The 17,338-nt window shown below is 70.5% G+C and carries 15 protein-coding genes and 1 pseudogene; 10 read left to right on the forward strand and 6 right to left on the reverse strand.

The features are described from left to right. Nucleotides 1-248: 248 nt before the first annotated feature. The 5 genes from BLV01_RS19055 to BLV01_RS19075 all read right to left on the reverse strand — a co-directional run bounded on the left by BLV01_RS19055 (nucleotide 249) and on the right by BLV01_RS19075 (nucleotide 6,334). The gene (locus tag BLV01_RS19055; RefSeq protein WP_091803590.1) at nucleotides 249-968 is read right to left on the reverse strand and encodes a DUF481 domain-containing protein; all 720 of its coding nucleotides are present in this window, start codon (nucleotides 966-968) and stop codon (nucleotides 249-251) included. A gap of 138 nt (nucleotides 969-1,106) precedes the next feature. Beyond that, entirely contained in the window at nucleotides 1,107-2,060 is a 954-nt protein-coding gene (locus BLV01_RS19060) for a dimethyl sulfoxide reductase anchor subunit family protein (protein ID WP_091803593.1), read from the reverse strand. Nucleotides 2,061-2,347: 287 nt separating this feature from the next. Next, nucleotides 2,348-3,148, reverse strand: coding sequence for a 4Fe-4S dicluster domain-containing protein (locus BLV01_RS19065; RefSeq protein ID WP_091803596.1), 801 nt, complete (start codon nucleotides 3,146-3,148; stop codon nucleotides 2,348-2,350). Then, complete coding sequence (locus tag BLV01_RS19070; protein WP_091803599.1) at nucleotides 3,145-3,348, reverse strand: hypothetical protein; 204 nt, start codon at nucleotides 3,346-3,348, stop codon at nucleotides 3,145-3,147. Before BLV01_RS19070 ends, BLV01_RS19065 begins: the two co-directional genes overlap by 4 nt. A gap of 109 nt (nucleotides 3,349-3,457) precedes the next feature. Further along, the gene (locus tag BLV01_RS19075; protein WP_091803602.1) at nucleotides 3,458-6,334 is read right to left on the reverse strand and encodes a molybdopterin oxidoreductase family protein; all 2,877 of its coding nucleotides are present in this window, start codon (nucleotides 6,332-6,334) and stop codon (nucleotides 3,458-3,460) included. A 116-nt stretch (nucleotides 6,335-6,450) separates the two neighbouring features. On the opposite strand from BLV01_RS19075, the gene BLV01_RS19080 reads away from it, so the two are divergent. After that, nucleotides 6,451-6,654, forward strand: coding sequence for a hypothetical protein (locus BLV01_RS19080; protein ID WP_091803605.1), 204 nt, complete (start codon nucleotides 6,451-6,453; stop codon nucleotides 6,652-6,654). A gap of 57 nt (nucleotides 6,655-6,711) precedes the next feature. Here the strand turns inward: BLV01_RS19080 and BLV01_RS19085 are convergent, their stop codons facing one another. Next, complete coding sequence (locus tag BLV01_RS19085) at nucleotides 6,712-7,302, reverse strand: LolA-like protein (protein ID WP_091803608.1); 591 nt, start codon at nucleotides 7,300-7,302, stop codon at nucleotides 6,712-6,714. Nucleotides 7,303-7,392: 90 nt separating this feature from the next. Here BLV01_RS19085 and BLV01_RS19090 point away from each other — a divergent pair, with 90 nt between their 5' ends. From BLV01_RS19090 to BLV01_RS19130, 9 genes and pseudogenes are all read left to right on the forward strand, one after another. Continuing rightward, on the forward strand, nucleotides 7,393-8,361 hold the full coding sequence (locus BLV01_RS19090; RefSeq protein ID WP_091803611.1) for a helix-turn-helix transcriptional regulator: 969 nt from the start codon (nucleotides 7,393-7,395) through the stop codon (nucleotides 8,359-8,361). Then, nucleotides 8,361-9,320 (forward strand): patatin-like phospholipase family protein, encoded by a 960-nt coding sequence (locus BLV01_RS19095; protein ID WP_091803614.1) that lies wholly within the window; start codon nucleotides 8,361-8,363, stop codon nucleotides 9,318-9,320. Before BLV01_RS19090 ends, BLV01_RS19095 begins: the two co-directional genes overlap by 1 nt. Nucleotides 9,321-9,446: 126 nt before the next feature. Further along, nucleotides 9,447-9,845 carry a hypothetical protein gene (locus BLV01_RS27190; RefSeq protein ID WP_343124250.1) on the forward strand — a complete coding sequence of 133 codons (399 nt, stop codon included), beginning with the start codon at nucleotides 9,447-9,449 and terminating at the stop codon, nucleotides 9,843-9,845. 289 nt (nucleotides 9,846-10,134) lie between these two features. Then, complete coding sequence (locus BLV01_RS19105; RefSeq protein WP_091803616.1) at nucleotides 10,135-12,255, forward strand: prolyl oligopeptidase family serine peptidase; 2,121 nt, start codon at nucleotides 10,135-10,137, stop codon at nucleotides 12,253-12,255. Nucleotides 12,256-12,436: 181 nt separating this feature from the next. Further along, a complete protein-coding gene (locus BLV01_RS19110; protein WP_091803618.1) occupies nucleotides 12,437-14,602 on the forward strand; it encodes a S9 family peptidase in 2,166 nt (721 codons plus the stop codon). Nucleotides 14,603-14,827: 225 nt separating this feature from the next. Further along, nucleotides 14,828-15,301: a YbaN family protein gene (locus tag BLV01_RS19115; RefSeq protein WP_091803621.1), complete on the forward strand. Its 474-nt coding sequence runs from the start codon at nucleotides 14,828-14,830 to the stop codon at nucleotides 15,299-15,301. 145 nt (nucleotides 15,302-15,446) lie between these two features. After that, nucleotides 15,447-15,536: pseudogene (locus BLV01_RS27195) on the forward strand (lipoprotein); the annotation flags it as partial. A 247-nt stretch (nucleotides 15,537-15,783) separates the two neighbouring features. Then, a complete protein-coding gene (dapF, locus tag BLV01_RS19125) occupies nucleotides 15,784-16,641 on the forward strand; it encodes a diaminopimelate epimerase (protein WP_091803624.1) in 858 nt (285 codons plus the stop codon). Then, entirely contained in the window at nucleotides 16,638-17,321 is a 684-nt protein-coding gene (locus tag BLV01_RS19130) for a DUF484 family protein (RefSeq protein WP_175486115.1), read from the forward strand. Before dapF ends, BLV01_RS19130 begins: the two co-directional genes overlap by 4 nt. The last annotated feature ends 17 nt before the right edge of the window (nucleotides 17,322-17,338 follow it).

Genomic DNA, 17,338 nt, shown 5'->3' on the forward strand with positions numbered 1-17,338 from the left:
TCTGGAAGCGGTCGTGGAGACGGCCCAGCATAATGCCATGGAACCGGTTACAGGGCTGCGACCGAAGCACCCATCGGACAGCTTGCGGTCACGCAGCGGGCGCATGAGCCTCGCTGCGCCGGTTCACGCCTGAAATCGAGCCGGCCCCGCGTACCGCACCTCGCCGAGGCCTTGGGCCCGCACCCCTGCTGCGGGTTGCCAGCCCCATTCCCAAGGCCGCCCCGGCGCCACCGGGGCGGCCCCGCGAATCAGAAGCCGTACACCACGTTCATCGTGGTCAGCGTGTCGGTCTTCTTGGTCCCCGGCAGCACGTCGGTGTTGTGGCGCACTTCCACACCGGCCTTCAGCGCCAGCGCGTCGGTCATCTTGACCAGCAGGCCGAGATCGTTGCGGGCGTAGGTGTTGTCGCTACCGGCCTCGATCAGCAGGGTGTTGTAGACCGAGGTGGTGTCGGTGAGCTTGTGGCCGAAATCCATGAAGCCGCGGGCGATGACTTCGTTGTTGTGCTCGCGCAGGTCCTGCAGCTTGGCCCAGCGGTAGCCGGGGCCGATCTCGAAGGTCAGGTGGGTGTCCTTGTCCTTGATCGCCTCGAAGCCGTAGCCGACCGCGGCGGTCCACTGGTACTCGTTGGCGGTGAAGTGGTCGCGCTCGTTGCGCGCCGAACCGAACACGTAGCTGCGCTGGCCCAGGCGGTAGCCGCTGCTGCCGAAGACCTCGTAGCGGCGCGCGCTCTCGACCTTGTCCTGCTTGCCGTACAGGAACGAGGCGCCCGCCGAGTGCTTCCACTGCGCGTCTTCCTTGGCGATGTTGAGCTTGCCGATCAGGGTCTGGCTGTCGGTGTTGCCCTTGGAGATGGCCAGGCCGAGCTCGCCGGTGCCGCTCCAGCCGTCCTTCTTGGCGGCTTCCTGGGCGTGGGCGAGGGGCGAGAACGCGGCGCACAGCGCGGCGGCGGCGAACAATTTGTACATGCAGCGACTCCGGATCGTGGACAAAAAAAACCGCCGGGCGGATCCGGCGGTCCGGAGACTATGCAGGAATAAATGTGAAGACCGTCACAATATTCAGGCTATTCAGCCCGTTACGGGCGGCCTTCGGGGGTGGCGTGCTCAGTAGTACAGCGTCACCAGATGCCGCGCCTGGGCGAAGAACAGCCAGCGCTCGACCAGGGCGCCGGCCAGCACCGACAGCGCGGCGGCGGCCATCAGCGGCGCGGTCGCCGCCGGCAGCGCCAGCGCCAGCGCGGCCAGCGCCAGCGGCACGGCCGCGAACAGGACCAGCGCGATCCGGCGCAGCTTGGCCGCATGCTTGCGCGCCAGCACATAGCCCATTTCGCGGGTGAGGTAGTTGTCTTCGGTGTGCGGGCGCTCGAACACCGACGGCGTGCGCGCCGGCAGGCCGATCGCCTCGCCGCGCGTCGCCGGCAGCGGGTCGCGGTCGATCGCGCGCCAGTAGCGCCACTTCAGCAGTGCGGTCAGCGGCGCCAGCGCGAGCACCGCCCAGGCCGCGACGCGGCCGCCGGCGAACGAGGCCGGCAGCGCGGCGAGCAGGGCCGCGCCGCTGAGCAGGGCGAAGGCCAGGTACACCGGCACCACCAGCGGATGCCGCCAGGCCGGGATCGGCGGCAGCGAGGCGTAGATCATCGCCGTGCACGCCACCGTCAGCAGCGCGCACACCGCCAGCGCGGCGCCGGCCAGCGCCGGCCACGCCGGCGGCAGCGCGCGCTGCGGGGCCAGCGCCAGCAGCCAGGCCAGCAGCGCCAGCGCCGGTGCGTAGGTCAGCAGCGCCATCACCCCTTCGCGCGACAGCCACGAGGTGCGCCATTGCGAGAACGCGCGCCACGCGCGCAGCGGCTTGCCCAGGTGCGCGGTCGAGCTCAACAGCCCGACGGTGACCAGCAGCAGCGAGCCGAGCAGGCCGGCGCCGAGCGTGGACAGCGGCAGCTCCGGCGCGCCGCGCAGGCCGCCGTGCTGCAGCAGCGCGAGCGCGCCGAGCCAAGCCATCAGCCCGTAGCCGGCGCCGGAGAGGGTGGTGAAGAAAATGACCGAGAAAGCCGGATGCATGCGTCAGCGAAGGCGAGCCACGAGAGGAGTCGAACGCGCCGGCGTGCGGCGGATCGGGCGGAACATGGAAAGCGAGTACGCGCAGGCAGCGAATCGGCCCGGCCGGATCGAAGCCGGCGAGGCCGTGGCCGGCCGCTGCCGAGCGCGGAGAATCCGATCGGCCGCAATCCCGCCTGCGCGCATCAGCGTCGCACACGCCGCGCCCGCCCGGTCCCGCCGCGCGCGCCCAAGCGCATGCCGCGAACCGCCGCGTCGCGTGCGCCGCGGCGGCGCGGGCCGCGCGGACTTCATCGCGACAGCACCCGGTCGAGCCAGCGCAGCACCGTCGGCAAGGCTTGCGCGTCCAGCGCTTCCTCGCGCGCGGGCGCATCGGCCTTAGCCACGCCCGCGCGGCGCGGACGCGGCGGCAGGTACTTGTTGGTCGGCTGGTAGCCGAGCTGCGCCATCAGGTCGACGCCGCCGCGTTCGGCCACCAGTTTCGACACCGCCGAGTCCGGGTCGCCGAGGTCGCCGAAGTGGCGCGCGCGGGTCGGGCAGGCCTGCACGCAGGCCGGTTGGCGCTCGGCTTCGGACAGGTTGTCGTTGTAGATGCGGTCGATGCACAGCGTGCACTTCTTCATCACGCCCTCGACCGCGCTGTACTCGCGCGCGCCGTAGGGACAGGCCCATGAGCACAGCTTGCAGCCGATGCACTTGTCCTCGTCGACCAGCACGATGCCGTCTTCGGCGCGCTTGTAGCTGGCGCCGGTCGGGCACACGGTGACGCAGGCCGGCTGTTCGCAGTGCAGGCACGAACGCGGGAAGTGCAGAGTCATCGCCGGTTGCGGCGCCTCGGCGACGTCGGTGCTGGCGCCGGCGCCGCAGCCGCCGGCCGGCGGGTCCTGCGCCGCCAGTTCGTAGCTGTGCACGCGGTTGAACCAGACCCCGCTGGGGTCTTCGCCGTAAGGGCGCTCGTCGGTCAGCGGCGCGGCGAAGCCGCCGGCGTTCCATTCCTTACAGCTCACCGCGCAGGCATGGCAGCCCACGCAGGTGTCCAGGTCGATCACCAGGCCGAGCTTCTTCTTCGACGGCGGCGGCAGCGCGGTCATCGCCGGCGCCCCGCGAACACCAGCCACAAGCCCAGCGCGAACAGCGACAGGCCCAGCGCCACGCTCGGCAACAACGCCACCACCGCCGGCGTCGCCGCGGCCGGCGCGGCCGGATCCAGCCCGCCCAGGCCGAGCAGGAACACCGCCGCGACGCTGGCCAGCATGCACAGCAGGCCGGCGAACACGCGCGCCGCCCTCATCGCCGCGCCCTCATCGCGATGCGCCCGTCGGTACGGCCCATCGGCCTGTGTCTGCAGCGGCAATCATGGTGCGGTCGCCTCCCTGGCGTTGGTGCGGCAGCGGCGCAGGTCATCGCCGTTGCCGGAACTCTACGCCGTAACGCAGCGGCCGGTCATCGGCGGCCGGGCCCGGCAAGGGCTCGAACTGCGGCTGCGACTGCGCGTCGCCGGCGGCGTCGGCCTTGCGGATCGCCACGCGCAGGTCGAACCACGCGGCCTGGCCGGTGACCGGGTCGGCGTTGGCGTAGTCGCCGCGCGGCGTCACGTCGCTGATCAAATGGTTGAGCAGGAAGCCCTTGCGGCCTTCCGGCGCGTTCTTGTCGAGCTTCCACGCGCCGCGGCGCTTGCCGATCGCGTTCCAGGTCCAGACCGTGTCGGGCTGGACGTTGCCGGCGAACTTGGCCTGCACGCGGATGCGGCCGTGGTGCGACTCGACGTCGATCCAGTCCTCGTCGGCGATGCCGTGGCGCGCGCCGGTGTCCGGATGCAGGTACAGGTAGTTGCGCGCGGCGATCTGGCGCAGCCAGGCGTTCTGCGAGCCCCAGGCGTGGTACATGAACATCGGCCGCTGGGTCACCGCGCTGAGCGGGAAGCGCGCGGCGCCGTCTTCCAGTTGCGCGCCTTCGAAAGGTTCGTACCAGATCGGCAGCGGATCGAAATAGGTCGCCACGCGCTCGCGATGCTGTTCCGGCGGCTGCTGCGGGCCGTGGCCCTGCGCGGCGAGGCGGAACTTCTGCAGCGTTTCCGAATACAACTGCAGTGCGATCGGGTCGGCGTGGCCGAGGAAGCCCAGCTTCTGCGCCCAGTCGAGGTAGGCGCGGTTGCTCATCTTGAAATAGCGCGCCGCCTCCGGCACGTGGCCGCGCCAGAAACCGCCGTTGTCGATGTAGCGCTGCAACTGCTCGGGATTGGGCGGGCCCTTGGCTTCGAGTTCGCCGCGCTCGCCGCGCCAGCCGGCGAGCAGGCCGACGCCGGGCGCGCGTTCGTGGTGGACGATGTAGTCGGCGTAATCGCGATAGCGCGGGCTGCCGTCGTCCAGGGTCATGCCGGGCAGGCCGAGGCGCGCGCCCAGGTCGAGCAGCACCGACTGGAAGCCGCGCACGTCGCGCGGTTTTTCCTCGGCGCCCAAGCGCTGCTCGGCGGCATCGACGATGGGATGGCGGATCGCGTCGCAGGCCGAATCCGCGTCGGAGATCGGCCGGTCGAGCAGGCTGATCGCGTCGAAGCGTTCCAGGTAGGTGGTGTCCGGCAGCACCAGGTCGGCGTAGGCGGTCATCTCCGAGGCGTAGGCGTCGGCGTAGACGATGTGTGGAATGCGGTAGTCGCCGCCGTCGTCCTTGTCGGTGAGCCAAGCCATGGTCTGGCGCGTGTTCATCGCCGAGTTCCAGCTCATGTTGGCCATGAACATCATCAGCGTGTCGATCTTGTACGGATCGCCGGCCCAGGCGTTGCGGATCACGCTGTGCATCATGCCGTGCGCGGACAGCGGGTAACCCCAGGAGAAGGCGTGGTCGATGCGGCGCGGGTTGCCTTCGGCGTCGACGACCAGGTCCTCGGGGCCGTGGACGAAACCGAGCGGCGCGGCGTCCAGCGCGCCGTTGGCCTGGCGCTGTTTGCCGGGACGGTTCGGCGGCGGGATCGGCTTGGGGTAGGGCGGTTGATAGCGGAACGAGCCGGGCGTGTCGACCGCGCCGAGCAACAGCTGCAGCAGGTGTAGCGCGCGGCAGGTGTGGAAGCCGTTGCTGTGCGCGCTGATGCCGCGCATCGCGTGCAGGCTGACCGGGCGCCCGACCATTTCGGCGTGCTCGCGGCCGTGCGCGTCGGTCCAGGCGATCGGCAGGCGCACCGGTTGTTCGAACGCGGCTTGCGCTAATTCGCCGGCGATGCGGCGGATGGTGTCGGCGGGAATGCCGCAGCGTTCGGCGACCGCGTCGGGCGCGTACTGCGGGTCGAGGTAGCGTTCGGCGACGAGGTGGAACACCGGCACCGCGCGGCGGCCGTCGGCGAGCGTGTATTCGCCGACCACCGCCGGCGAGACATCCACCGCTTCGGCGCGCTGCGCGCTGCCGGCGCTGCGGTCCCAGCACAGCGCGCGGCCTTCGCCGTCGCGCGCGAACAAACCGTCCTGGGCGCCGCCCGGATCGCGCAGCACCAGCCAGTGCGCATTGGTGTAGCGCACCAGGTAGTCCAGGTCGATCTTGTCGGCCTTCAACAACTCGTGGATCAGCGCGAACGCGAACAGCCCGTCGGTGCCCGGCCGGATCCCGATCCACTCGTCGGCGATCGCGCCATAGCCGCTGCGCACCGGGTTGACCGAAACGATCTTGGCCCCGCGCGCCTTCAGCTTGCCCAGGCCGAGCTTGATCGGGTTGGAGTCGTGGTCTTCGGCCACGCCCCACAGCATCAGGTAGCGCGAATGCTCCCAGTCGGGCTCGCCGAATTCCCAGAACGAGCCGCCCAGCGTGTACAGCCCGCCGGCGGCCATGTTGACCGAGCAGAAACCGCCGTGCGCGGCGTAGTTGACCGTGCCGAACTGCTGCGCCCACCAGCCGGTCAGCGCCTGCGACTGGTCGCGGCCGGTGAAGAACGCCAGTTCGTCGGGATTGCGCTCGCGGATCGCGCCGAGCCAGCCGGCGGCGATCGACAGCGCTTCGTCCCATTCGATCTCGCGGAACTCGCCGCGGCCGCGTTCGCCGACCCGCAGCAGCGGCTTGCTCAGCCGGGCCGGCGAGTAGTGCTGCATGATCCCGGCCGAGCCCTTGGCGCACAGCACGCCCTGGTTGACCGGATGCTCGGGATTGCCCTGGATGTAGCGGATGCGACCGTCGGCCAGCCACACCTTGATGCCGCAGCGGCAGGCGCACATGTAACAAGTTGTAGTCTTGACCGTATCGCCGGGCGAGGGCGACAGGTCGAGCGCTGGCTCGGACGGAGCGGGCTGTCTCATGCGGCCATTGTGCCTACTGCGTCGCACTCAGGCGAGCGCGCCGGCCCGGCTTGTCGCTGCCGCGCCGGTCCGGACATACTGCGCTGCGCAACGATGCGCCCAGGGAGCGCCAAGGAATGGACGTCGTGTTTGGGTTCGCCGCCTGCGGCGGACCGATCTGGGTCGCAGTACTGCTGGCCTGGGTCGGCTACAGCGAGCGCGTGCGCCGGCCGGGCTTCAATCGCTGGTACCTGGCCGCGCTCGTCTCGGCGGCGCTGGGCATCGGCGCCCTGTATCTGGTGCAGAAGATGGGCGCGGCGATACGCGCCACGGGCGGCTGAATGTGCGGGACGCCGCCGCCGCGGTCGCAACCCGTGCGACCGCGGCCGTGTCTAATGTCACTTCACCGCCGGCGCCTCGATCCTGATACTCGGATCGTTGTAACGCGAATACTTCAAAGTCGAGGTATAGGTCTTGCCGCCGACTTCGGCCACGTTCACCGCCTGCACCGGGTAGCCGGTGGCGGCGGCCACCCAGAAGGTCGAGGAGGTCTTGTTCGGTTGGCTGTTCTCCACTTTGTACTTGCGCGTGGCGGTGCCGGCGAGGGTTTCGGCGCCCAGCGCGGCGACCTTCAGCGTCTGCAGGTTGCCCAGCACCTTCTCGCGGCTGCGCATGCCCGCCACGCCGCCGCCGGGCGCGGGTTGCTTGCGGGTCTTGCCCTGGACGGTCACGTACATGGTGTCGCCGATCAGGATCTGGTTGCCCATCGTGCCCAGCCTCACGCGCATGCGGTCGGGCGCGACGAAGTCGGTCTCGGTGGCCGCGCCGGGGCCCATGCTCATGCTGGCGTGGTAGCTCTTGGCGGCGAGGAACTTGTCCACCGCGGCGACCACCTCCTCCTTCGGCCCGGCGACGGCCGGGTGGGCGGCGGCCAGGCCCAGCAGTACCGCCGCCGGGACCAGTGTTGCGGATAATGACGTCTTGATCACGTAGGATCCCCAGGTTCGATGGTGGCGGCCGGACAGCGGCCGATGCCATGCTAGTTCTGTCCCCACCGCCTCCACCACACCTCGGCCGACATGGAACGTATCGAACGCATTCACGCGTTGCACCGGATTCTCACTGCGGCCAGGTACCCGGTCACAGTTCAGCGGCTCCAGGAGGACCTGGAATGCTCGCGCGCGACCGTCTATCGGGATCTGGCCTACCTGCGCGACTACCTGATGGCACCGGTGGTCGGCAACGGCGAGGCGGGCTTCCGCTACGACACCAGCGAAGGCGACCGCTTCGAACTGCCCGGACTGTGGCTGAGCTCGGAGGAACTGCACGCGCTGCTGGCCGCGCAGCAGTTGCTGATGCGCAGCGGCGGCGGGGTGCTGTCGAACGCGCTGGCGCCGTTGCAGCAGCGCATCGAGAAACTGCTCGACGAGCACGCCGGCGGCCGCCGCCTGCCGGTGGAGCGCGTGCGGGTGATCCCGCACCGCACCCGCCGCCAGGACGAGACCGCGTTCCGCGCCGTCGCCACCGCGGTGCTCGACCGCAAGCGCCTGACGTTCGAATACCGCGCCCGCTCCACCGACGAGCGCACCCGCCGCAGCGTCTCGCCGCAGCGGCTGACGCATTACCGCGAGAACTGGTACCTCGACGCCTGGGACCACGAGCGCGACGCGCTGCGCAGCTTCTCGGTCGACCGCATCAGCGCGGCCAAGATCGGCGAGGACGTGGCGCGCGACGTCGCCGACGACGAGCTCGACCAGCATCTGGCGTCGAGTTACGGCATCTTCTCCGGCGCGCCCAAGGGCTGGGCGACGATCCTGTTCAGCGCCAAGGCGGCGCGCTGGGTCGCCGACGAGCACTGGCATTCGCAGCAGCAGGGCCGGTTCCTGCCGGACGGCCGCTACGAGCTGAAGGTGCCCTACAGCGCCGGGCGCGAGTTGCTGATGGACGTCATGCACTACGGCAACGACGCCGAGATCGTCGAGCCGGTGGTGCTGCGCGAACAGGCCAAGACCATGTTGGAACTGGCGTTGAGCAACTACGGCCGCTGATGGCCGGCGCCGATATTCCGCGCGCCGGCCATGCCGAGCAGGGCGAACCCGTCGCCCTGGTGCTCGGCGCGGGCGGCGCGCGCGGGCTGGCCCAGATCGGGGTGATCGAGGCGCTGCAGGCGCGCGGCCTGCGCATCGTCGCGGTCGCCGGTTCTTCCAGCGGCGCCCTGGTCGGCGGCCTGTTCGCCGCCGGCAAGATGGGGGTGTACCGCGACTGGCTCTACAGCATGAGCCGCACCGACATGCTGCGCCTGCTCGACCCGGTGTTCGGCCAGCCGGCGCTGTTCCGCGGCGACCGGCTCATGCACGCGCTGCGCGAGCTGATCGGCGAGCCGCGCATCGAGCAATTGCCGGTGCAGTTCACCGCGGTCGCGGTCGACCTGCTGCGCCAGCGCGAGGTGTGGCTGCGCGAGGGCGACCTGTGGGACGCGATCCGCGCCTCGATCGCCATCCCCGGCGTGTTCACGCCTTACGAACTGCACGGCCGCGAACTGGTCGACGGCGGCCTGCTGGCGCCGCTGCCGATCACCGCCACGCGCCTGTCCGACGCGCACCGGCTGATCGCGGTGGACATGCACGGCTGGCCCGACCAGCCCACCGGCACGCTCGGCCGCCATGCCGGCGCCGACGAGGCCCGGCACGCGCCGGTGCCGGCCGAGCAGATCGTCTCGGTCAAGCCGCCGCCGCTGAGCCGCTGGTTCCGCCGCAACCAGCCGGTGACGATCGATCCGCCCGAAGACGCGCCGCCGCACGAGTTGAGTTTCAGCGAACTGATGGCGCGTTCGCTCGACACCATGCAGGCGCAGATCGCGCGCGTGCAGCTGGCGCTGGACCCGCCGGAACTGGTCATCCGCATTCCGCGCGACGCCTGCCAGTTCTATGAATTCTGGCGCGCCAAGGAACTGATCGAGCTGGGCCGCGAACAGGCCGAGCAGGCCCTGGACAAGGCCGGCTACTGAGCCGGCCGGGGCCGCCGCGACGGCGGTCCCGACGAGCGGTCGCCGATATCGCAGCCCCTGAGACGCCGCGGCGGGAAGTTGGACTCACCACGAGTCGTCCCACTTTCCCGCTTCCGGAGTCCGGCCATGACCGTCCTCGAAACCGCCCGCCGCGCCGACGCCCCGTCGGGTTCCTCGCCCGATCGCGGGTTCGATCCCGAGTTCGGCGGCGACCTGCGCGCCGCGCCGGATTGGCGCGCCGACCTCGGCACGGCCCTGGGCTACGCCACCGCCGTCGGCGCGCTGCTGGTGCTGATGCTGCCGGCCGCGCGCGGCTCGCACGCCGCGATCGGCTGGCTGCCGCTGTGGCTGGTCGGGATGCCGGCGTTGGCGTGGTGGGCGCTCAACCGCTTCCGCCTGCCGGCGTGGCCGCGCGCGGACGCGGCCGCCGAGGCCGCGCCGGCGCGCCGCCGCCGTCGCGGCGCGCTGCAGGTGCGCCGGCGCGTCCGCCCGGCCACGGTGCGGCCGCTGCCGCGGGTGGCTTGAGCCATACGGCCGGCGCGCGCATCGCGCCCGCACCCGCGGCGGTGGCCGGCGGGGCGCGGTCGCGGCGGCCGGGTTTCGGGCTTGCGGCACAGGCGCCGCGAGGCCGCTCGGGCGGCCCTCCCGGCCGGCCCCGACGGCGCCGGATTGCGCCTGCATCGCGGGCATTCGCGACGCCCGCCGCGGCGCCGCCAACGCGCCAGACCCGGCAACTCCCTACATGACCAAGGACAGGGCGGCCGCCCCGGCGCCCTGTGATAGCGTGGCGGCCTTCCTATGTTCCGGAACCGCCATGCCCAAGTTGTCCCAGAGCTGTCAGTCCCTGTTGTTCGCGGCCGGCCTGGCCGCCGCCGCCAGCGCTGGCGTGGCGTCCGCCCAGGAGAAGAACACAGTGACCGACGACCCCTACGCCTGGCTGGAAGACGTCAACGGCGCGCGCGCGATGGAATGGGTGAAGGCGCGCAACGCCAAGACCGAAGCCGAACTGGCCGCGACTCCGCAATTCAAGCAGCTCGAAGCCAGCATCCTCGCCGTGCTCGATTCCACCGCCAAGATCCCGGCGGTGGAGAAGATCGGCGACTACTACTACAACTTCTGGAAGGACGCGCAGCACCAGCGCGGCCTGTGGCGCCGCACCACCCTGGCCGAGTACCGCAAGGAACAGCCGGCCTGGGAAACCGTGATCGACCTGGACGCGCTCAACCGCGAAGAGAACGAGCAGTGGGTCTGGCACGGCGCCGACTGCCTCAAGCCCGAGTACCAGCGCTGCCTGGTCGCGCTGTCGCGCGGCGGTTCCGACGCCGACGTCACCCGCGAGTTCGACCTGGCCAGCAAGACCTGGGTCAAGGACGGTTTCTTCCGTCCCGAGGCCAAGGGCAGCCTGGGCTGGATCGACAAGGACCACGTCTACGTCGCCACCGATTTCGGCAAGGGCACGATGACCACCTCGGGCTACAACCGCACCGTGCGCCTGTGGACGCGCGGCACGCCGATGGCCGACGCCAAGCTGGTGTACGAGGGCAAGGACACCGACATGTCGGTGGATGCCTACCACGACCCGACCAAGGGCTTCGAGCGCGACTTCGTCCGCCGCACCCTGGCCTTCTACAACGACGAGCTGTACCTGCGCGGCAAGGACGGCACGCTGACCAAGGTCGACCTGCCGAACTCGGCGATGAAGTACGCCTACCGCCAGTGGCTGATGGTCGAGCTGCGCGACCCGTATGAGGCCGGCGGCAAGAAGTACGCGGCCGGCAGCCTGATCGCGATCGGCTTCGACGACTTCATGGCCGGCAAGCGCGACTTCACCACCGTGTTCGCGCCGACCGACACCACCTCGCTGGCCAGCTCGGCCTGGACCCGCGGGCACCTTGTGCTGAACGTGCTCGACGACGTCAAGTACAAGCTCAGCGTGCTGACCCCGGGCGCGGGCGAGTGGAAGCGCAGCGAGTTCGTCGGCGCGCCGGCGTTCGGCACCGTGATGGTGTCGGCGGTGGACAGCGAGGACAGCGACGCGGTGTGGCTGTCGGCGTCGGACTACCTGACCCCGACCACCCTGGCGCTGGCCGAAATCGGCAAGAAGCCGGAAACGCTTAAGACCAACCCGAGCTACTTCGACGCGTCCAGGGACGTGATCGAGCAGCACTTCGCCGCGAGCCAGGACGGCACCCGCGTGCCGTACTTCGTGGTGCGGCCGAAGGACCTCAAGTACGACGGCAAGGCGCCGACCCTGCTGTACGGCTACGGCGGCTTCGAGATCTCGCTGACCCCGAACTACTCCGGCAGCATCGGCAAGGGCTGGCTGGAGAAGGGCGGCGTGTACGTGGTCGCCAACATCCGCGGCGGCGGCGAGTACGGCCCGCGCTGGCACCAGGCCGCGCTCAAGGCCAACCGGCACAAGGCCTACGAGGACTTCGCCGCGGTCGGCCGCGACCTGATCGCGCGCAAGATCACCTCGACCCCGCACCTGGGCGTGCAGGGCGGCAGCAACGGCGGCCTGCTCACCGGCAACATGCTGACCCAGTACCCCGAGCTGTTCGGCGCGGTGGTGGTGCAGGTGCCGCTGCTGGACATGAAGCGCTACAGCCACCTGCTGGCCGGCGCGTCGTGGATGGCCGAGTACGGCGATCCGGACACCGCCGACTGGTCGTTCGTGAAAACCTTCTCGCCGTACCACCTGTTCGACGCCAAGCGCGAGTACCCGCCGGTGATCTTCATGACCTCGACCAAGGACGACCGCGTCCATCCGGGCCATGCGCGCAAGATGGCGGCGAAGATGCTCGATGCCGGCAAGAGCAACGTGCGCTACTACGAGAACATCGAAGGCGGCCACGGCGGCGCGGCCAACAACGCCCAGTCCGCGCACATGAACGCGCTGGCCTACACCTTCCTGTGGGAGCAGCTGGCCAAGTGATCCGGCCAGCGGCGACCGCGACGGGTTTCGATCATGGACGGGCGCCTTCGGGCGCCCGTTCTCGCATCGGGCGGGCGGTCGCTTGGGTCGGCGCGGTCGCGCCATCGCCGCATCCGTGACCCGAATCGTATTTCCCCGCGCCACGTCCCGCGCCATTGATGAATAATCCGGCGGACCCCATATGAAACCTTCATTCTTCACTCTAGCGGCCACGCTACTGATGACCACGACCCTCAACGCTCCCGCCGCCGGCCTGCCCGCGCCGCCGGTCGCGGCCAAGCAGCCGCACACCGTCAAGGCGCCGCACGGCGCGCAACGCCAGGACGAGTACTACTGGCTGCGCGACGACAAGCGCAAGAACCCGCAGATGCTGGCCTACCTCAACGCCGAGAACGCCTACGTCGACTCGGTGATGAAGCCGCTCAAGCCGCTGGAGGACAAGCTCTACGGCGAGATCGTCGGCCGCATCAAGCAGGACGACAGCTCGGTGCCGTACCGCGAGCGCGGCTTCTGGTACTACACCCGCTTCGAGACCGGCCAGGACTACCCGATCCACGCGCGCCGCAAGGGCGACATGGACGCGGCCGAGCAGGTCATGCTCGACGTCAACGTCATGGCCAAGGGCAAGGACTACTTCAACGTCGGCGCGATGGAAGTCAGCCAGGACAACCGCATCCTGGCCTGGGCCGACGACGCGGTCGGCCGCCGCCAGTACGTCATCCGCTTCAAGAACCTCGACACCGGCGAGATCTACCCGGACGCGATCGAGGGCGTGTCCACCGACCTGGTCTGGGCCGACGACAACAAGACTTTGTTCTACGTCGAGAACGACCCGGAAACGCTGCTGACCGTGCGGGTCAAGAAGCACGTGCTCGGCACCCCGGCGTCCAGCGACGAGCTGGTGTACGAGGAAAAGGACGACAGCTTCTACATGGGCATCGGCCGCACCCGCGACGACGCCTACCTGTGCATCGTGGTGCACAGCACCGTGTCCAGCGAGACCCGCTGCGCGCCGGCCGCCGATCCCAAGGAGTTCGCCGTGCTCGCCCCGCGCGAGCGCGACGTCGAATACGACGCCGACCGCCTCGACGGCCGCTGGGTGATCCGCACCAACGCGCCGGGCGCCGACGGCAAGCCGGCGCCGAACTTCAAGCTGGTGACCGCGCCCGACGGCGCGCGCTCGCGCAAGGAGTGGAAGGACTGGATCGCTCACCGCGACGACGTCTTCATCGAAGGCTTCGAGCTGTTCGACGGCTACACCGTGGTGTCCGAGCGCGCCGAAGCGCTCGAGCGCCTGCGCCTGATCCACAAGGGCAGCGACGGCAAGGACGGCAAGGAAGAGTTCGTCAAGGCCGACGAGCCGGCGTTCTCGATGGGCCTGGCGACCAACGCCGAGCACGACACGCCGTGGCTGCGCTACACCTACACCTCGCTGACCACGCCGGCGACGACCTACGAGCTCAACACCCACACCGGCGAGCGCAAGCTGCTCAAGCGCCAGCCGGTGATCGGCTACGACCCGGACAAGTACGTCACCGAGCGCTTCTGGGCGACCGCGCGCGACGGCGTCAAGGTGCCGGTGTCGGTGGTCTACAAGAAGGGCTTCCAGAAGAACGGCAAGGCCGCGCTGCTGCAGTACGCCTACGGCAGCTACGGCATTTCCAGCGACCCGGGCTTCTCCGGCACCAACGTCAGCCTGCTCGACCGCGGCATGGTCTACGCCATCGCCCATATCCGCGGCGGCCAGGAAATGGGCCGGCAGTGGTACGACAACGGCAAGCTGTTCAAGAAGCAGAACACCTTCAACGACTTCGTCGACGTCACCCAGGCCCTGGTCGAGGCCGGCTACGCCGCACCGGACCGCGTCGCCGCGTACGGCGGCAGCGCCGGCGGCCTGCTGATGGGCGCGATCTCCAACATGGCGCCCGACAAGTACCGGGTGATCCTGTCGCAGGTGCCGTTCGTGGACGTGGTGACGACGATGCTCGACGCCAGCATCCCGCTGACCACCAACGAGTACGACGAGTGGGGCAATCCGGAGAAGAAGGCCTACTACGAGTACATGCTGTCGTACTCGCCCTACGACAACCTGAAGCGGCAGGCGTACCCGGCGATGTTCGTCGGCACCGGTCTGTGGGATTCGCAGGTGCAGTACTGGGAGCCGGCCAAGTACGTGGCGCGGCTGCGCACCCTGGACACCGGCAAGTTCCCGGTGCTGTTCCGCACCAACATGGACGCCGGCCACGGCGGCAAGTCGGGGCGGTTCCGGCGCTATCGCGAGCAGTCGGAGATGTTCGCGTTCATGATCGACCAGCTGCAGGTGAGCCACGAGGCCGAGGCGAAGTAAATCGCCGCGGCCGAGTGCGACGACGGGCCTGGCGCGAGCCGGGCCCGTTCGTTTGTGGGGTGTGGCGAACCCGAGCGGAGAGCATCGGGCCTGAAGGCCCTCCCACAACGGCCGTCGCGACCGCAGCCCAGGCGGCTCTTGTGGGAGGGGCTTCAGCCCCGATGCGTTCTTTTCAGATCGCCGCTGCCTGCTGCCGGCCGACATCCCACGCCGCATACTTCCGCCATGTCCGTTCTCCCGCCTCCCGAGGACGCCGCCGGCTCCGCGCCGCCGCCGCCCGCCGCGAACGAGGCCGCATCGCCGCCGCCCGCACCGCCGCCGGCACCCCAGGGCCGCTTGCGCTGGGCCTGGTGGCTGCTGGCCTACGCCAGCCTCGGCCTGGGCATCGTCGGCATCGTCGTGCCGGGCCTGCCGACGGTGCCGTTCGTGCTGCTGTCGGCCTACGCCGCCGCGCGCGGCTCGCAGCGCCTGCACGCCCGGCTGCTGGCGCACCGCCAGTTCGGCCCGATGATCCGCGACTGGCAGGCGCACGGCGCGGTCGGCCGCCGGGCCAAGCGGCTGGCGGTATCGATGATGGCGCTGTGCGCGGCGATCATGTTCCTGACCTCGCCGAAGTGGTGGATGGCCGCCAGCGGCACCGCGATCATGGCCGTGGTGGCGGTGTGGTTGTGGCGCCGGCCGGAGCCGCCGGCCGGTTGAACGCCGCGCCGCGCATGGCGCCCGCCGAAGGCCCGCCGCACCGCGAACCCGAGCGCCGCATCCAGCCTGAACCCGCACCCCGACGCCGTTCGCAGTCCCGCGCGCCGGGTTCGTTTCGGTCACCCCCGCGGGCTACACTTCGGCCATGAATGCACGCCTCGCCCCGCTCCTGATTCCGGCCGCGCTGACCCTGGTCCTGGCCGCCTGCGGCAACAAGGGACCGCTGGTCCTGCCGACCGCGCCGCCGCCGCCCGAGCCGCCCAAGGCCAAGCCCGGCGAAGTGCCGGTGACCATCTCCAACGCCAACGCGCCGCCGGTGGCGACCGACCCGCGCAAGAAGGGCGCGGCCGTGCCGTCGCTGGACCAGGTGCTGACCCCGCCGGCCGTGGGCGCGGACAAGGACAAGCAGGACGCCTCCGACGGCGCCGACAAGCCGGCCCAGGACAAGCCCGCCGAACCGGTCCCCGCCAGCGGCCAGGGCGATGGCTGAGGCCGCCGCTCCGGCCGCGCCGCTGCGCTTCAGCAAGATGCACGGCGCCGGCAACGACTTCGTCGTGCTCGACCTGCGCGGCGGCGGTGCCGCGCCGGGCCCCGAATTGTGCCGGCGCCTGGCCGACCGCCACGTCGGCGTGGGCTGCGACCAGATACTCACCGTCGAAGACCCGCGCAGCGCCGGCGCGGTGGCGTCCTACCGGATCTGGAACTCCGACGGCTCGGCCTCGCAGCAATGCGGCAACGGCGCGCGCTGCATCGCCGCCTGGCTGGTGCGCGACGGCGCCGCCGGCGACGGCGACTTCGCCGTCGACAGCCCGGCCGGCCGCCACCCGGTCGCCGCGCTCGGCGAAGGGCGCTTCCGCATCGACATGGGCCGTCCCGAATTCGATCCGGCGCGCATTCCGCTGCGCGGCTATCCCGCGCGCCAGGACCAGTACGTGCTCGACGTGCACGACACCGTGATCGGCTTCGGCGCGGTATCGATGGGCAACCCGCACGCGGTGATCGAGGTCGACGACGTCGACGCCGCGCCGGTGGAGACGATCGGGCCGATGCTGCAATCCAGCCAGGAATTCCCCGAATCGGCCAACGTCGGCTTCGCCCAGGTGGTGGCGCCCGACCGCATCCGCCTGCGCGTGTACGAGCGCGGCGTCGGCGAGACCCTGGCCTGCGGCTCCGGCGCCTGCGCCGCCGCCGCGGTGCTGATGCAGCGCGGCCGCATCCAGCGCGAAGTCGCCGTGCAACTGCCCGGCGGCGAGTTGCGCATCGCCTGGCCCGACGCCGAGTCGTCGCTGTCGATGTCCGGGCCGACCGCATTCGTATTCGAAGGAGAATGGAACCGATGAGCGAACGATCCGGCGACAAGCCGGCCGAGTTCGGCGCGCATGAAGTCGCCGCGTGGCTGCGCCGCCACCCGCGTTTCCTGCAGCAGTTCCCCGACCTGTCGATGAGCCTGGTGGTGCCGCGCGAGGAAGGCTCGGCCGCCTCGCTGGCCAGCTACCAGCTGGAAGTGCTGCGCGACAAGAACCGCGAACTCTCGCGCCGCCTGCACGAGCTGTTCGGCAACGCCCAGGAGAACGAACGCCTGGCCGTGCGCACGCACCAGCTGACCCTGGCGTTGATGCGCCAGTCCAACCCCGGCGACACCCTGCGCGCGATGGCCGCGAGCCTGGCCGAGGATTTCAACGGCGACCTGGTCCGGCTGATCGTGCTGCGCCGCTACGACGGCGTCGCCGACAGCGAGTGGCTGCAGGCGATCGAGGACGGCGACGCGCGCCTGCAGCCGTTCCGCGACGCGCTCGCCGACGGCGAGCCGCTGTGCGGCCGCCTGCAGCCGGAAAAGCACGAAGTGCTGTACGCCGACCGCGCCGCCGACGTGCAATCCACCGCATTGCTGCCGCTGCCGGGCATCGGCCTGATCGCGGTCGGCAGCCGCGACGCCAACCGCTTCTTCCCGGGCATGGGCACGCTGTTCCTGCGGATGATGGGCGAGTCGCTGGCGGTGGCGCTGCGCCGCTTCGACTGACGGCGCGCAGCGGCGGA

The organism is Lysobacter sp. yr284, from assembly GCF_900107375.1.
Classification (GTDB): domain Bacteria; phylum Pseudomonadota; class Gammaproteobacteria; order Xanthomonadales; family Xanthomonadaceae; genus Lysobacter.